Raw genomic sequence first — 15,762 nt, forward strand, 5'->3', positions numbered from 1 at the left:
ATGCCCGCAGTGACCGTCGACAACGTTCTCGCGCTCCCCCGCATCTCCACGCCGCAGCCCGGCTCGGTGAACCGGCCGGTCCGCGCCGTCACCACCGCCCCCACCGGCTACGAGGGCGAGGGGTTCCCGGTCCGACGTGCCTTCGCGGGCGTCGACATGACGTCCCTCGACCCGTTCATCCACATGGACCAGATGGGCGAGGTGAACTACGCGCCCGGCGAGCCCAAGGGAACGCCGTGGCATCCCCACCGCGGCTTCGAGACCGTCACCTACATGATCGACGGGATCATGGACCACCAGGACTCGCACGGCGGTGGCGGTTCCATCACCGGCGGCGACACCCAGTGGATGACGGCCGGAGCAGGCATCCTGCACATCGAGGCCCCGCCGGAGCATCTCGTCGTCTCGGGCGGGCTGTTCCACGGCGTGCAGCTGTGGGTGAACCTCCCGCGCAGCAACAAGATGGCGGCGCCGCGGTACCAGGACATCACCGGCCGCGAGGTCGCTCTGCTCTCGAGCCCGGACGGCGGCGCGCTGGTGCGCGTCATCGCCGGCGAGATGGACGGCCACCAGGGTCCGGGATCGACCTACACGCCCATCACGCTGTCCCACGTCACCGTTGCCCCCGGTGCCTCGGTCACCCTGCCCTGGAACGCGCGCTACAACGCCATCGCCTACGTGCTGGGCGGATCCGGCACCGTCGGCACCGAGCGGCGGCCCGTACGCACCGGTCAGACCACGGTCTACGGCTCCGGCGACACGCTGACCTTCGCCGCCGCGGAGGGCACCGAGTCTATGGAGATGTTCGTCCTCGGAGGCGAGCCGATCCGCGAGCCCGTCGCGATGGCCGGGCCGTTCGTCATGAACACCAAGGCCGAGGTGCTCCAGGCGTTCGAGGACTTCCAGTCCGGGCGGTTCGGTCAGCCCTGACCGTGCGTCACAGTCCTGAACTCGGTCGGATCGGCGGGATCCCGTCGATCCGCACGAGTTGTGGACGCTCACGCACGCCCGATCACGATGGTGGCGTCCCGATCCTCGTCGTGCACCACCGTCGGCTCCAGACCGGCGGCAGCGAAGATCTGCCGCACCGTGTCGGCCTGTGCCGCGGACGCCTCCACGATCAGTGATCCGCCGGGCGCCAGCCAATCGCGTGCCTGCGCGGCCACGCGGCGCTGGACGTCCAGTCCGTCCGGTCCACCGTCGAGCGTGACGCGGGGTTCGTGATCCCGCGCCTCGGGCGGCATGGTCTCGATCGCCGACGAGGGAACGTACGGCGTGTTGGCGGTGAGGACGGCGATCCCGTGGCGCAGGTGCGTCGGTACTGCGGCGAACGTGTCGCTCTCGAAGACCGTGCAGCACGGCAGGTTTCGGCGAGCGCACGCCACCGCCACCGGGTCGATGTCGGAGGCGTACACCGTGGACCCCGGCGCCGAGCGCATCACCGCGGCGGCCACGGCACCCGAGCCGCAGCACAGATCGAGCAGCACGCCGCTGCCGAGTCGGTCGAGCGCCGCGTCCACCATGGCCTCGGTCCGTCGGCGCGGCACGAAGACGCCGGGCTCGACGAGCACGCGGCCACCGTGGAACTGCGCCCACCCCACGATGTACTCGAGCGGCTCACCGGCGACACGGCGCGCGATCCAGTCGGCCAGCGTGCTCTCGTCCGGAGCCTCCCCGATCAGCAGCGCTGCCTCGTCCTCGGCGAACACGCAGCCGGCCGCCCGCAGCACGGCGACCGTACGCGAGGTCACTCCGCGACGAGCCGCTCGATGGCGTGCAGGGGGATCGAGAGCCAGGTCGGGCGGTTGCGCGCCTCGTACACGGCCTCGTACACGGCCTTGTCCAGCTCGTACGCTCGCAGCAGCGCCCACGAGATGCGCGGGTCGTGTCCCGCCACCTCGGTGTAGCCGTCGCAGAACGCGGACACGTTGCGCTCCACCCACTCCCGCGCCACGGGCTCGAGTCGCGCCCGTTCCTGCGGATCGTCGATCTCGACGACGTGGCTCATGGCGGCGTAGTCGAAGGAGCGAATCATCCCCGCCACGTCGCGCAGCGTGCTGTCCGGAGTGCGCCGCTCCTCGAACGACTTCGACGGTTCGCCCTCGAAGTCGATGAGGACCCACCGCTCCGGCGTGCGGAGCACCTGCCCCAGGTGCAGGTCACCGTGGATGCGCTGGGTGTCGATGCCGCCCGTGCCCGCGGCCTGGTCGATCAGGGCCCGGATGCGCGGCAGGTACTGCTCCAGGTCGGCGATCACCGGCAGTGCCGTCTCCACGCGAGCGGAGATGTCGGCCGCCGTACCGGCCGCCGGCGCCAGGGACGTGCCCAGCACCGACGCGAGATCGGCGTGTACGGAGGCGACGGCGCGGCCCAGCTCGCGCGCCTCGCTCGTGAAGTCGGACGTCGTCACGTCACCGCTGGCCAGGACGTCTCGCACGCTCGCCTGCGCGGTGGTCCACCCCTCGGTGGATCCCGCCACGAAGTCCTGCGCCATGGCGAGGGTCGTCTCGGTGTGGTCGATGTCCGCTTCCATCCATCCGCGCAGCGGCGCGACGTTCTCGCACCCCGCCTGACCCAACGCCCGGTGCAGCTCCACGTCGGGATTGATCCCGATCGTGACGCGCCGGAAGATCTTCAGCAGATGACGGTCGCCCAGGATGACCGACGTGTTCGACTGTTCCGCGCCCAGCACCTTTCCGCGCAGGCCGGTCTGCAGGTCGCTGCCCGGCATCGCCAGGAAGCGCACCTCGCCGGTCCCGCCGGTGGCCAGGAGGTCGGAGTACACCGAGATGGCGTCGGGATCGCGGAGGGCGTCGAACACCACCGCGCCGCCGTCCCGGGTGATCACCCACGGGTCGAGGTCCTCGTCCACCGAGGTCCGGACACCGAGAGGCACCTGGAAGATCTGGGGCTCGGCGCCCTCGAGGTCCACCCGCACGAGCACGTGCTCGACCACCAGCTCGGACGTGGTGGCCAGCGTCTCCCGCGTGAGCAGATGCACTCCGGTGACGGTGTGACCCTTGGCGGAGAACCACCGCTGTTCCGGCAGCCAGGCGGCGAGTGCGCCGAGGAGGGCGCCCTCGTCGAGGGGTGGCGGCGCGACGGGCTCGTCGATGCTGTGCTGTTCCGTGGACATGAGCCTCGGTTACCCCGAATTCTCTCGTCGACAACGTGACCCTGCGACGACCAGCGTAATGCCCCGTCGCCCCCGCGCATCTCGTCCGGCCTGTCAGGATGGAGGCATGACCTCGGACGCATCACTCGCACGGCCCTCGGGCCTGGACCTGAAGTTCGTCGACGCCGCCACTCGGGCGCAGGACGATCTCTTCGAGCACGTCAACGGCCGCTGGCTGGCCGAGTACGACATCCCGGCCGACCGCGCCGTCGACGGCGCTTTCCGGACGCTGTACGACCGGGCCGAGGAGCACGTCCGCGACATCATCCAGGTCGCGGCGGACTCCAGCCCGGCGCCCGGCTCGGACGCCGCGAAGATCGGTGACCTCTACAGCAGCTTCCTGGACGCCGACGCCATCGAGTCGGCCGGCACCGCGCCGATCGCCGACGAGCTCGCGGCGGTGGCCGACGCCACCGACACCGAGTCGCTCGCCCGCGCACTCGGCACTCTGCAGCGCACCGGTGTCGGCGGCGCGATCGCGCACTACGTCGACACGGATTCGAAGAAGTCGGACCGCTACCTCGTCCACTTCTCGCAGTCCGGCCTCGGCCTCCCCGACGAGTCGTACTACCGCGAGGACGAGCACGCACAGGTTCGCGAGCAGTACGCCGAGCACATCGGCGCCATGTTCACCCTCGCGGGCGTGACCCGGTCCGCAGCGAGCGTCCTCGATCTCGAGACCGCCCTGGCGGCGGGCCACTGGGACGTGGTGAAGCGCCGCGACGCCGATCTCTCCTACAACCTGACGACGCTCGAGTCGCTACGAGCGGACGCTCCCGGCTTCGAGTGGGACGCCTGGATCGAGGGCCTCGGCGCGGACGCGGACCGGCACTTCGCCGAGATCGTCGTCCGCCAGCCCGATTTCCTCACCACGTTCGCGGAGCTGTGGTCGACGCGGAGCCTCGACGACTGGAAGGCCTGGGCCACCTGGCGCATCCTCCACTCCCGCGCGCCGTACCTGACGTCCGCGATCGTCGACGAGAACTTCGCCTTCTACGGCCGCACGCTGACGGGAACCGAGACCAACCGCGAGCGCTGGAAGCGCGGCGTCTCCCTCGTGCAGGACCTGATGGGCGAGGCGGTGGGAAAGCTGTACGTGCAGAAGCACTTCCCGGCCGACTCGCGGACGCGCATGCAGGAATTGGTGGCCAACCTCGTCGAGGCGTACCGGCGCAACATCTCCGACCTCGAGTGGATGAGCCCGGAGACGCGGACGGCCGCGCTGGCGAAGCTCGACAAGTTCACCCCGAAGATCGGCTACCCGGACACCTGGCGGGACTACTCGTCGCTGCTGATCGATCCGTCGGACGTGGTGGGCAACTACCGCCGCGGCTACGAGGCCGAGTACCAACGCGATCTGGACAAGCTCGGTGGTCCGGTGGACCGCGGCGAGTGGTTCATGACGCCGCAGACCGTCAACGCCTACTACAACCCGGGCATGAACGAGATCGTGTTCCCCGCCGCGATCCTGCAGCCCCCGTTCTTCGACCCGAACGCCGACGACGCCGCGAACTACGGCGGCATCGGTGCGGTCATCGGACACGAGATCGGCCACGGATTCGACGACCAGGGAGCCAAGTACGACGGTGACGGCAACCTCGTCGACTGGTGGACCGACAGTGATCGCAGCGAGTTCGGCAAGCGCACCACTGCGCTGATCGAGCAGTACGACTCGTTCGAGCCGAAAGCCCTTCCCGGACATCACGTCAACGGCAAGTTCACGATCGGCGAGAACATCGGCGACCTCGGTGGTCTGTCGATCGCCGTCGAGGCGTACAAGATCTCGTTGAACGGCTCCGAGGCCCCGGAGATCGACGGACTGACCGGGCTCCAGCGTGTCTTCTTCGGCTGGGCGCAGGTGTGGCGCACCAAGGCGCGGGACGCGGAGGCGCTGCGCCGCCTGTCCATCGATCCCCACTCGCCGCCCGAGTTCCGGTGCAACGGCGTGGTTCGCAACCTCGACAGCTTCCACGAGGCCTTCGAGGTGACGGAGCAGGACGCGCTCTACCTGGATCCGGAACAGCGCGTGCGCATCTGGTGATCTAGCGCAGGCGCAGGCCGGACTCGGGATCGAAGAAGTACACCTCACCCGCGTCCGGCCTGACGCGCAGGCGCTCGCCCGCGCCGACCACGACACGACGATCCACCCGCACCACCACGCGGCCACCGCGGGCCGTCCAGCCGGCGTCGGCCGGTCCGACCGAGTAGGCGAACGACTCGGCGCCCAGCTCCTCGACCAGCTCGGTGGTCAGCTCGACCGCCTCGGTGTCGGACTCGCCCACCAGTTCCCACGACTCGGGGCGGACGCCGACGACGATCCTCCCCTGGTGTGCGGCGGGCACCGGGACACGCGCGCCACCCAGGACGGCATGCCCGTCCACCACGTCCGTCTCGAGCAGATTCATCGCGGGCGAGCCGATGAACGACGCGACGAAGTCGTTGACCGGATTCGCGTACAGCTCGCGCGGACTCGCGACCTGCTGCAGGAGTCCGCTCTTCAGGACCGCGACCCGGTCCCCCATCGTCATGGCCTCGACCTGATCGTGGGTCACGTACACCGTCGTCGTGCCGAGCCGACGCTGCAACGACGCGATCTGCGACCTCGTGCTCACCCGGAGCTTCGCGTCCAGGTTGGAGAGCGGCTCGTCCATGCAGAACACCTCGGGGCGACGCACGATCGCGCGTCCCATCGCCACGCGCTGACGCTGGCCGCCGGACAGCTTGCCCGGACGCCGGCCGAGGAGGGGCTCGAGCTCTAGCATCCGAGCCGCCTCCTCGACACGGACGGCCGTGTCCGCCTTCGACATCCCCGCGTTACGCAGCGCGAAGCCCATGTTCTCCGCCACCGTCATGTTCGGATACAGCGCGTAGTTCTGGAACACCATCGCGACGTCGCGTTCCTTGGGTGCGTACCCGCTGACGTCCTTGCCGCCGATCTCGATGCGCCCGCTCTCTATCGCCTCGAGCCCGGCGAGCATGCGCAGGCTCGTCGACTTGCCGCATCCCGACGGTCCGACGAGCACGAGGAACTCGCCGTCCGCGATGTCCAGACTGAGCGCGTCCACCGAGGGAGTCGGGGCTCCCGCGTAGCGGTGGGTCGTCTCCACGAAATGTACCGAGGCCATGACAGAGGTGATCCGCTTCTACTTGGGCAGCTTGGGAGTGATCTGGCGATCGATGATCTGCTGCAACTGATCCTGCACACCCGAGAACGTCGACGCCACGTCGGCGTTCTGCAGGGCGATCTGCTCGAGTCCCGCACCGATGATCTGGTCGCCGCCGGGCACGAACACGCGGGCGTAGTCCTGCGACCGCGTCCGCGCGAGCTGGTCCACCGCGGTCCGCGAGCGCGGGTTCTGCTCGAGGAACGCGACCTCGGAGGCGTCGGTGGCGGACGACTTGCGCACCGGCATGTAGCCGACGTTCTGCGAGAAGTACGCCGTGTTCTCGGTGTTGGTCACGAACTCGATGAACTTGAGCGCGTTGATCTTCCGCTCGTCCGGAATGTTGGCCGGGATGGCCAGTCCGGCGCCACCCGTCGGGCACCCGGGAGTGCCCGCCTCGGCGGGGAGGAACGCCGTGCCGAAGTCGAACTTCGCGTTCTTCGTGATGCCCGACAGGTCGCCGGTCGACGCGATGGTCGAGCCGAGCAGGCCCGCGGAGAAGTCGTTGGCGATGTCGTTGGACACGGCCGCGTACTTCTTCGTGTGGATCATGTCCTTGAGGAAGTTGCCGGCCTCGATGGTGCGCTCGTCGGTGAACTTCAGATCGAACTCGTCGGAGTAGCTGCCGCCGAACGTCCAGATCGGTCCCTCGAAGGTCCACCCCAGGTAGTCCTCCGCGTTGCCCCAGCCGTGCGCGAGCTTGCCGGATCCGATGGCGCGCTGGATCTCCGGGCCCCACTGATCGAACTCCTGCCACGTGGCCGGCCCGCGATCCGGGAGTCCGGCAGCAGTCCACACCTCGCGGTTGTAGTAGAACAGCGGGGTCGAGCGGGCGTAGGGCAGCGCCCACGTCTTGTCGTTCCAGTTGTAGTCGGCGACGAGCGAGTCGACGTAGTCGCTCGTGTTCACGCCCGCCTGCGAGAACAGGTCGTCCAGCGGCGAGATCGCGCCGAGCAGCGCGAAGTTGAACCACCACACGTCCGAGAGCAGCACGACGTCGGGCAGCGACCCGCCCGACAGCGCGGCGTTGAACTTCTGCGCGATCTCCTCGTAGTTCTTGCCGCCGTCGACCATCTGCACCGTCAGATCGGGATTGGCGGTCTGGAAGCGCGAGATGAGCTCGTTCTCGATGTCCTTCGAGCTGCCCGGGTGGGACGACCAGAACGTGATCGTACTGGCATCGCCGCCGCCGGACGACGACGAGGTGCTCGTCGAACTCGTTCCGGCACAGGCGGTGAGGGCGGCACCGGCGGCGACGGCACCGGAGAGGCCGAGGAATCCGCGGCGAGTGAACGGTTGCATGATGTGCTCCTTGTGCAAGAACTCGGTGGATGGGGGAGAGGGGTCAGCCCTTGACGGCGCCGGAGGTGAGTCCCTTGATCATGTGGCGTTGCAGCGCGAGGAAGACGACGAGGATGGGCAGCATGGTGAGCACCGTGCCGGCCATGACGGGCCCCCAGTTGGTGACGCCGTCGTTGTTCTGCAACTGGGTCAGGCCCACCGGCAGCGGCGCGACGGACGAGTCGTCCGACATCAGGAACGGCCAGAGGTACTCGTTCCACTCGTTCACCACGGTGATGGTGGCGAACGCGACCATGGTCGGGCCCGACAACGGCAGGACCACCCGGAACAACAGGCGGACCGGGCCGGCGGCGTCCATGCGGGCGGCCTCGATGATCTCCTGCGGTATCGACAGGAAGTGGTTGCGCATGAGGAACGTTCCGAACGCCACGCCCGCCAGCGGCACGATGATGCCCTGGAAGGTGTTGCGCCACCCCAGCTGTGCCACCAGCGCGTAGTTGGAGATCACCGTGATCTGGTTCGGCACCATCAGTGCCGCGATGATCACGAGGAAGACGATCGTCTTGCCGGGAAAGCGCAGGAAGACGAGGCCGTAGGCGCTGAGCACGCCGAGCGCGAACTTCACGACGGCCAGGATGCTGGTGATGATCAGGGAGTTCTTCAGGAACGTCCAGAACGGAACGGTGGTCGTCGCCTCGTCGTAGTTCTCCGGGCGGAACACCGCGGGCCACCAGACCGACGGCTGCACGTAGATGTCACCGCGCTCCTTGAACGAGGTGACGACGATCCAGAAGAGCGGCAACCCGATGATGACGATGACCACGACCATCGCGGCGTAGCCGAAGAGGGTGGAGAGTCGGCGACGCCGGGCGGCGTCCCGCGCCGGGCGGGCATCGTCGGTGGTAGCGGCCGGCGCCCTGTCGATCACGCTCATCGCGCGTCACCTCGATCCATGACTCGCACCTGCAGGACGGTGATGACGAGCAGCACCAGGAACATGATCGTGGCGACGGTCGCGCCGTAGCCCGCCCGGAAGTTGCGGAAGGACTCCTCGTACACCTGATAGACCATCGTGGTGGTGCCGGTGCCCAGGGGACCGCCCCGTGTCATCACGTTGATGATGTCGAAGACCTGCAACGAGTTGAGCATGACGGTGATGGACAGAAAAAACGTGGTGGGACGCAGCTGGGGCAGTGTCACCTTGCGGAACGTCGTCCACCGACTCGCGCCGTCGATCTGCGCGGCTTCGGTCAGATCCTGCCGAAGACCCTGCAGCGCTGCGAGATAGATGACGAAGGCGTAGCCCAGGTTCTTCCACAGGTACGTCACCGTGATCATGAACAGCGCCCACCCGGGGCTCTGGTAGAAGTCCGGCACTCCCTCGAAGCCGAACCGCCGCATGATGTCCTGGATCAGGCCGAAGTTCGGATCGAACACGAACTGGAACGCCACACCGATGGCGGCGCCGGAGATGACGAACGGCGCGAAGACGGCCGAGCGGACGATGTTGCGCCCGCGCAGCTTGCGATCGAGGAGCATCGCCAGGACGAGTCCGAGGAGCATGCTGCCCGCCACCGCCGCGATGGTGAAGATGACCGTGTTCGACACGATCTGCCACGTGTCGCTGCGTCCCCACCATTCGCGGTAGTTCGAGAGACCGATGAAGGTCGACGTCGGCGACGAGATGTTCCAGTCGAAGAACGAGAGCCTGATGTTGTCCAGCAGCGGCCGGTAGGTGAACACGCCCAGCAGGACCAGGTTCGGCCCGACCAGCACCAGGAACAGCGCGTAGTCGCGCCACGGTCGACGGAGGAAAGATCGTTGTGCGGGTGGCAGTTCCGGCAAGGTGCGCTGGACCACCGGCCGCGATCGCGGCGGGCTTGCTCTCACCGATGGGACATTAGCCTAGGTAAAGCGAACGAATGGTGAACATGGACCGATCAGTATCGGTCCGAGATGTGATCGTTCAGAGTTGCCAGTCGCCGAGTCCGTCGCGACCGTTCAGAATGCCGCCGTCGGTGTTCTGCACCACCACGGGATCACCCTTCTGAGCCGTCTCGAAGAACCATTTCGCGTCCTCGGTACTGACGTTGAGGCAGCCGTGGCTGACGTTCTCGACACCCTGGCTGTCCACCGACCACGGCGCGGCGTGGACGAAGATGCCGCTGTTCGACATCCGGGTGGCGTACTCCACGTAGGTCCGGTAGCCCTCGGGCGCATCGACCGGCACGCCGTAGGTGGACGAGTCCATGTACATGTCGCGGAAGCGCTCGCCGACGATGTAGGTGCCGTTGGGCGTCTCGTGGCCGACCTTGCCCATCGAGGTGGGCATGGTGCGCACCACCTCGCCGTTGCGCGTCACCGTGATGGTCTTGGTGTCGTCGTCGGCCGTCGTGACGATCGCATCGCCGACGGTGAAGGTGGACGACGCGTCTCCCGCGGTCACCGTCACGGTCGTGTTCGCCGGCCAGAAGACGTCGGGTCGCCAGCGGACCTGACTGTCGGAGAACCAGAAGAAGCGGCCGGCGACGTCACCGGCGGAGGTGGTCACGTCGATCGCTCGCTCGGCGACCGCGCGGTCGTCGATCGGGGCGGCGAACCGGACGATGATCGGCTGCGCGACACCGACGACCTCGCCCGCGGACGGGTTCAGCGCGGGAGCGGAGAAGTTCGCGGGACCACGCGGCGCCTCGACGGGTGCGGGCGGGGCGACCGGCGGTGTCGGCACACCGGGCGCGGGGGCGGTGATGCCGGGGATCGGCGGGAGTGAGATGTCCGGGCCACCGGGCCACAGCGGTGCCGCGGAGGCGGGCACGGCCACTCCGACGGTGACGGCGGCCGCGGCGAGGACGCCTGCAGCCGAACGAGCGAGGAAACGAGCCGAACGTCGAGCACCCATGCTTGTGAACCATCCCTAGCGAAGTTGCCTTACCTGATCGCACCGCAATTAACACATACGGGTGGTCGCGATCGCCAGTCGGGTAATGTGGTGAGACACCCGCGAGGGCGCTGAGTGCGCCGCGCCGGGATGACGTATGACTCCTGTCAAACCACGGCGGCAGTCGAGGGTCGAGCACGTTCCTCGCGAACGTGCCGACATGACGGAAGGGCACACGCCGTGGTGATCGACGACCGAACCAACACAGCCGGAAGCAGGCCGGCCCGTCCCGTGCTGTTCTCCGGCGACCGGGACGGGGGCGGACTCAGCGATCTGCTCGGTCCCGAGAGCCTCCGCACGTCCTTCCAGCGCATCATCGATCTGCAGACCGACGCCATCGTCGGGTACGAGGCGGTCGTTCGGGGTCCCGCCGACTCGTCGTTCGCCGACCCCGTGTCGCTCGCGTCCGCCGCTAAGTCGATGGGCATGACACCCGACCTCGACGCCGCACGGTGGAACGGAGCGCTCGGCGAGGCCGCGCGTGCCGATCTCCCTCGTGAACTGCCCCTGTTCATCGCGGTCGATCCCGATTCCCTCACGGAACTGCCCGACCTTCGGGACCACGACATGGGCGGCGCGGTGCTGCAGTTCGACGAGACCGCGCTGATTCGACGACCGGCGCACCTGATGCAGGTGGTCGCCGAGGTCCGGCGACTCGGCTGGGCCATCGCCGTCGACCACGTGGGAGTACGGCCCGAGTCCCTCGCTCTGCTCCCGCTGCTCGAGCCGGACGTGATCAAGCTGGACCGGACCCTCCTGGCCACGCGCCCCAACCGCTTCACGGCCCGCGTGGTCAACGCTGTCGCGGCCCAGGTGGAGCGCACCGGCGCCGTGGTCATGGCCGAGGGCATCGACACCCCGCGAGCAGCACTCACGGCGCAGGCCATGGGAGCGCGCGTCGGCGAGGGCTCTCTCTACGGATCGACCACCGATCTCTCCGTCGACAGTCCCGTGGGCTCACCCCTGGAGTTCGAGATCGCGCGCGATCGCGGCTTCACCCCGATGTCGACGCCGTACAACCTGGCCGCCGGCGGTCGCGACGTGCGTCGCGCGAGCAAGCGTCTGCTCATCGAGATCAGCAAGAACCTCGAGGCGATGGCGACCGACAGCCAGCAGACCGCGCTGATGCTCGGAGCGTTCCAGCACGTCAAGCACTTCACGCCCATCACCGGACGACGGTGGGAACTGATGGCCATGAACGCGACGCTGGTCGGCGCGCTCGCGGAGAACATCGGCACCGAGCCCGCCCCGAAGATCCGCGGCGCGAACCTCGCCGCATCGGACGCGTTGCGCGAGGAATGGGACGTCGTGGTGCTGACGCCCCACTTCTCCGCGGTGCTCGCGGCCCGCGACCTCGGTGACACCGGCCCCGACATGGAACGTCGGTACGACTACGTGCTGTCGCACGACACGACGCTGACCATCGAGTGCGCGCGGTCCCTCATCGCCCGGCTGCCTCCCGAACGAAGCGGTTCCTGGTAGAGAGCGCCTGCTCAGACCTCGTCGGGGACGATGACGGAGTGGACGAACCGCATCTTCTCCAGCACCTTCGCTGGCAGGACGAAGGGGTAGAGGTCCTGGTGTCCCATGGACCTGTTCAGCTGGTTGAGTGACCACGTGAGTGGGAGCCACCAGTCGATGATCCGGCTGAAGCCGACGTCGCCGGCCAGGGGCGCGTCGAAGGTGGATCCGGCGGGCGCGAAGGCGTAGGCCGCGGCGGTGTCCAGGGTGTCTCGGATGTGCAGGTAGTGGGCGAACGTCTCCGCCCAGTCCTCGGCCGGATGCATCGTCGCGTAGGACGACACGTAGTTCTTCTTCCAGCCGTCCGGTGCACCCTCGCTGTAGTGCCGATCCAGTGCCGCCTGGTAGTCGTCGTCCGGGTTGCCGAAGAGCTCTTCGAACCGCTCGCGATGATCACCGCTGCCGATCAGCACCATCTGATAGAAGTGGCCGATCTCGTGCCGGAAGTGGCCGACGAGCGTGCGATAGGGCTCGTCCATGGACACCCGGAGCTGCTCGCGGTGCACGTCGTCGCTCTCGGCGAGGTCCAGCGTGATCAGCCCGTTGGCATGGCCGGTGATGACGTTGCGGTTGGCGCTCGAGAGCAGGTCGAACGCCAGACCGCCCTCGGGGTTCTCGTCCCGCCCGATGATCGGCAGGTGCAACTCGTCCAGCTCGAGCACCACCCGGCGCTTCGCCGTCTCCGCGGACGCGAACTCGGCGATGGCCTCCTGGTCGGAGTCGGCGGGCCGCGTGCGGGTGAGGGCGCAGGACAGGCACAGCGTGTCACCGTCCGTCGCGTCCACCAACCAGTTGCACTGCGCCAACTTGATGTTGGCGCAGCGTCGCCAAGTGGTGCCGTCCACGACCACGGACAGATCGTCGTCGAGCACCTGCATGCTGCGACTCGGCAGGTGGAATCCCAGCCTGCTGTCACAGCTCAGACAGATGGAGTTCTCGAACGACAGCTGTTGACCGCACTTGCGGCAGAAGAAGACTCGCATGACTCGTGGAACACCCTTCTCGACAACGCTACGACGCTCAGCCTACGCAGATGCGGAGTCGCGCCGGACCACACCGAGACCCTGCCCCCGAGCCGGTGTGACCTGCGACGCCGGGGGGTTTGAACGAGGGGCCGACGGTGAATCCACGGTGCATGACTGACACGACGCAGAAGACGGCCTCGTACACCGTTCCCGGCATGGACGTCGCCGACGGCGCCCATGTGGCGGAGGTTCTCCAGGACCGCCTCAACGCCCTGAACGACCTGCATCTGACGCTCAAGCACGTGCACTGGAACGTCGTCGGACCCAACTTCATCTCCGTTCACGAGATGCTGGATCCCCAGGTCGAGGCCGTGCGCGGCTTCGCCGACGACGTCGCGGAGCGCATCGCGACGCTGGGCTCGTCCGCACTCGGCACCCCCGGCACCATCGTCTCCCAGCGCAAGTGGGACGACTACAGCATCGGCCGAGCGCCGGCCATCGAGCACCTCGGCGCCCTCGACCTCGTCTACACCGGCGTGATCTCGGATTACCGCGCGGCGATCGAGGAGGTCGGCAAGGTCGACCCCGTCACCGAGGACCTGCTCATCGGGCACAGCGGCCAGCTCGAGCTGTTCCACTGGTTCGTGCGTGCGCACCTCGAGAACGCGGGCGGCCAGCTCTCGACGGCCGGCGCCGGTTCCGAGAAGGAAGCGGCACGCGACGCGAGCTGACACTCCGTCTCCACCGCACAGCTCACAGCGCCGCACCCCGCGAGGGGTGCGGCGCTGCGTGTAGTTTCGGGCGGTGACGGAGTCGATCACCGCGCATCGAACGCGGTTCAGAGGCCTGGTCGACAAGATCGCGGATGCGCGTCGGGGAGACAGCAGCGAGACCGTCGCTGCGGCGTTCCTCCTCGTCGCCACCGTGGTCGCGCTGATCTGGGCCAACTCGCCGTGGGGTGAGACCTATCAGTCGTTCTGGCACACCCCGCTGTCGATCACGCTGGGTGATCAGGGCATCGAACTCGACCTGCAGCACTGGGTCAACGACGGCCTGATGGCTCTGTTCTTCTTCGTCGTCGGGCTCGAGGTGAAGCGGGAGTTCGCCATGGGCGAGCTTCGCGACCGTTCTCGCGCCGCCGTACCCATCGTGGCGGCGATCGCCGGGCTCGCACTGCCCGCGGCATTGTTCCTTCTCCTCAATCCCACCGGGCCCGAGGCCGCGGCATGGGGAGTCGTGATCTCGACCGACACCGCGTTCGTGGTCGGGCTGCTGGCGGTCGTCGGACCAGCCAGAGCCGTGCGTCTGCGGATCTTCCTGCTGACCCTCGCCGTCGCCGACGACGTCGGTGCCCTCGCCATCATCGCTGTGTTCTACACCGACGAACTACGGATCGGGCCGCTGCTCGTGTCAGTGGCGGGCCTCGCTCTGATCGCGTCGCTGCGCGGCCTGCGGGTGTGGCGCGGCGCCGGCTACGGACTCGTCTCGGTGGTCACCTGGGTCGCCATGTACGAGTCCGGCGTCCACCCCACTCTCGCGGGCGTCATGATCGCGCTGATCCTGCCCGTCTACCCGCCGCGGCGGCGCGAGGTGGAACATGCCGCCGCGTTGACTCGCGCGTTCCGGCAGTCCCCCAATCCGGAGTACGCCCGCGCCGCGCGACTCGGACTCGAGCGCGCAGTCTCGGTGAACGAGCGGCTGATGCGGCTCCACCAGCCGTACACGGCCTTCATCATCGTGCCGATCTTCGCCCTCGCGAACGCGGGTGTGGTCCTGAGCTCGGAGACGCTGCGCGCCGCCGCCACATCCTCGCTGACCTGGGGCATCGTCGTCGGCCTGGTGCTCGGCAAGTTCGTCGGCATCACGACGGCGAGCGCGGTGTTCGCGAAGCTCCGTCCGGGATCCATGACGCCGGGGCTCACCTTCCCGCAGATCGCGGGCGGCGCCGCGCTCTCCGGCGTGGGATTCACCATCTCGCTGTTCATCGTCGATCTCGCACTGGACGACCCGGCGCTCGCGGACCAGGCCCGCGTCGGCGTGCTCAGTGCCTCCGTGATCGCCGCGCTGCTCGGCTGGCTGGTGTTCTCGCTCGGTAACCGATTCGCGCCGCCGCCCGCGGAACCGTCACTGGACCTCCTCCGCCGCGTGAGCCCGAAGCGGGACCACATCCGCGGGCCGGTGGGCGCGCCGCTCACCATCGTCGAGTACGGCGATTTCGAGTGCCCGTTCTGCAGCAAGGCGACCGGAAGCACGCGCGAGGTGCGGGAACACTTCGGCGACCAGGTGCGCTACATCTTCCGCCACTACCCTCTCGACGACTACCACCCGCATGCCCGGTACGCGTCCGAGGCGTCGGAAGCCGCTGCGGCACAGGGCAAGTTCTGGGAGATGCACGACATGCTGTTCCTGCACAGCGACGCCCTCGAGCGCGACGACATCGACCGCTACGCCGCGGACCTCGGACTCGACATGGATCGCTTCGAGGACGATCTCCGCACCGGCGACTTCGTCACCCGCGTCGAGGACGACGAACTCGACGCGCTCACCAGCGAGCTACCGGGGACACCGACGTTCTACCTCGGCGTCGAGGGCCGGGTTCCGCAGCGCCACAGCGGCCCGCACGACGCCGCGACCATCATCCGCGAGCTCGAGGCCATGCGCGCAGCAGCCCGCCGGCCGGTCGCCGACTGACGTCGA

The 15,762-nt window shown here is 68.2% G+C and carries 13 protein-coding genes; 5 read left to right on the plus strand and 8 right to left on the minus strand.

Annotated features, from left to right (window positions below; translation table 11 throughout):
• Window positions 1-930: a pirin family protein gene (locus JOE30_RS02710; protein ID WP_204869284.1), complete on the plus strand. Its 930-nt coding sequence runs from the start codon at window positions 1-3 to the stop codon at window positions 928-930.
• A 68-nt stretch (window positions 931-998) separates the two neighbouring features.
• Here the strand turns inward: JOE30_RS02710 and JOE30_RS02715 are convergent, their stop codons facing one another.
• Both JOE30_RS02715 and JOE30_RS02720 read right to left on the minus strand, forming a co-directional pair.
• Window positions 999-1,751: a putative protein N(5)-glutamine methyltransferase gene (locus JOE30_RS02715; protein WP_204869285.1), complete on the minus strand. Its 753-nt coding sequence runs from the start codon at window positions 1,749-1,751 to the stop codon at window positions 999-1,001.
• Window positions 1,748-3,136 carry a phosphotransferase gene (locus JOE30_RS02720; protein ID WP_204869286.1) on the minus strand — a complete coding sequence of 463 codons (1,389 nt, stop codon included), beginning with the start codon at window positions 3,134-3,136 and terminating at the stop codon, window positions 1,748-1,750. Before JOE30_RS02720 ends, JOE30_RS02715 begins: the two co-directional genes overlap by 4 nt.
• A 106-nt stretch (window positions 3,137-3,242) precedes the next feature.
• Here JOE30_RS02720 and JOE30_RS02725 point away from each other — a divergent pair, with 106 nt between their 5' ends.
• Window positions 3,243-5,216 carry a M13 family metallopeptidase gene (locus tag JOE30_RS02725; protein WP_204869287.1) on the plus strand — a complete coding sequence of 658 codons (1,974 nt, stop codon included), beginning with the start codon at window positions 3,243-3,245 and terminating at the stop codon, window positions 5,214-5,216.
• A gap of 1 nt (window position 5,217) precedes the next feature.
• On the opposite strand, the gene JOE30_RS02730 is transcribed toward JOE30_RS02725, so the two are convergent.
• From JOE30_RS02730 to JOE30_RS02750, 5 genes are all read right to left on the minus strand, one after another.
• Window positions 5,218-6,300, minus strand: a complete 1,083-nt coding sequence (locus JOE30_RS02730; protein ID WP_204869288.1) for an ABC transporter ATP-binding protein — start codon at window positions 6,298-6,300, stop codon at window positions 5,218-5,220.
• An 18-nt stretch (window positions 6,301-6,318) separates the two neighbouring features.
• Window positions 6,319-7,641 carry an ABC transporter substrate-binding protein gene (locus JOE30_RS02735; RefSeq protein WP_204869289.1) on the minus strand — a complete coding sequence of 441 codons (1,323 nt, stop codon included), beginning with the start codon at window positions 7,639-7,641 and terminating at the stop codon, window positions 6,319-6,321.
• A 43-nt stretch (window positions 7,642-7,684) separates the two neighbouring features.
• Complete coding sequence (locus JOE30_RS02740; protein WP_204869290.1) at window positions 7,685-8,575, minus strand: carbohydrate ABC transporter permease; 891 nt, start codon at window positions 8,573-8,575, stop codon at window positions 7,685-7,687.
• On the minus strand, window positions 8,572-9,531 hold the full coding sequence (locus JOE30_RS02745; protein ID WP_371831700.1) for a carbohydrate ABC transporter permease: 960 nt from the start codon (window positions 9,529-9,531) through the stop codon (window positions 8,572-8,574). Before JOE30_RS02745 ends, JOE30_RS02740 begins: the two co-directional genes overlap by 4 nt.
• Before the next feature lie 76 nt (window positions 9,532-9,607).
• Window positions 9,608-10,540, minus strand: a complete 933-nt coding sequence (locus tag JOE30_RS02750; RefSeq protein ID WP_204869291.1) for a L,D-transpeptidase — start codon at window positions 10,538-10,540, stop codon at window positions 9,608-9,610.
• A 219-nt stretch (window positions 10,541-10,759) separates the two neighbouring features.
• Here JOE30_RS02750 and JOE30_RS02755 point away from each other — a divergent pair, with 219 nt between their 5' ends.
• Window positions 10,760-12,061, plus strand: coding sequence for an EAL domain-containing protein (locus JOE30_RS02755; RefSeq protein WP_307806039.1), 1,302 nt, complete (start codon window positions 10,760-10,762; stop codon window positions 12,059-12,061).
• An 11-nt stretch (window positions 12,062-12,072) separates the two neighbouring features.
• On the opposite strand, the gene JOE30_RS02760 is transcribed toward JOE30_RS02755, so the two are convergent.
• Entirely contained in the window at window positions 12,073-13,083 is a 1,011-nt protein-coding gene (locus JOE30_RS02760; protein ID WP_204869293.1) for a putative zinc-binding metallopeptidase, read from the minus strand.
• 152 nt (window positions 13,084-13,235) lie between these two features.
• On the opposite strand from JOE30_RS02760, the gene JOE30_RS02765 reads away from it, so the two are divergent.
• Window positions 13,236-13,796 (plus strand): Dps family protein, encoded by a 561-nt coding sequence (locus tag JOE30_RS02765; protein WP_056441116.1) that lies wholly within the window; start codon window positions 13,236-13,238, stop codon window positions 13,794-13,796.
• 115 nt (window positions 13,797-13,911) lie between these two features.
• Window positions 13,912-15,756 (plus strand): Na+/H+ antiporter NhaA, encoded by a 1,845-nt coding sequence (gene nhaA, locus JOE30_RS02770; protein WP_239533294.1) that lies wholly within the window; start codon window positions 13,912-13,914, stop codon window positions 15,754-15,756.
• Window positions 15,757-15,762 lie beyond the last annotated feature (6 nt).

Origin of the sequence: Rhodococcus sp. PvP016 (assembly GCF_017832185.1) — a bacterium.
GTDB lineage: Bacteria > Actinomycetota > Actinomycetes > Mycobacteriales > Mycobacteriaceae > Rhodococcoides.

Coding starts and splice junctions, on each gene's coding strand:
- JOE30_RS02735 (WP_204869289.1), bottom strand. CDS start 7,641: ATGCAACCGTTCACTCGCCGCGGATTCCTCGGCCTCTCCGGTGCCGTC.
- JOE30_RS02750 (WP_204869291.1), bottom strand. CDS start 10,540: ATGGGTGCTCGACGTTCGGCTCGTTTCCTCGCTCGTTCGGCTGCAGGC.
- JOE30_RS02730 (WP_204869288.1), bottom strand. CDS start 6,300: ATGGCCTCGGTACATTTCGTGGAGACGACCCACCGCTACGCGGGAGCC.
- JOE30_RS02710 (WP_204869284.1), top strand. CDS start 1: ATGCCCGCAGTGACCGTCGACAACGTTCTCGCGCTCCCCCGCATCTCC.
- JOE30_RS02765 (WP_056441116.1), top strand. CDS start 13,236: ATGACTGACACGACGCAGAAGACGGCCTCGTACACCGTTCCCGGCATG.
- JOE30_RS02720 (WP_204869286.1), bottom strand. CDS start 3,136: ATGTCCACGGAACAGCACAGCATCGACGAGCCCGTCGCGCCGCCACCC.
- JOE30_RS02760 (WP_204869293.1), bottom strand. CDS start 13,083: ATGCGAGTCTTCTTCTGCCGCAAGTGCGGTCAACAGCTGTCGTTCGAG.
- JOE30_RS02725 (WP_204869287.1), top strand. CDS start 3,243: ATGACCTCGGACGCATCACTCGCACGGCCCTCGGGCCTGGACCTGAAG.
- JOE30_RS02740 (WP_204869290.1), bottom strand. CDS start 8,575: ATGAGCGTGATCGACAGGGCGCCGGCCGCTACCACCGACGATGCCCGC.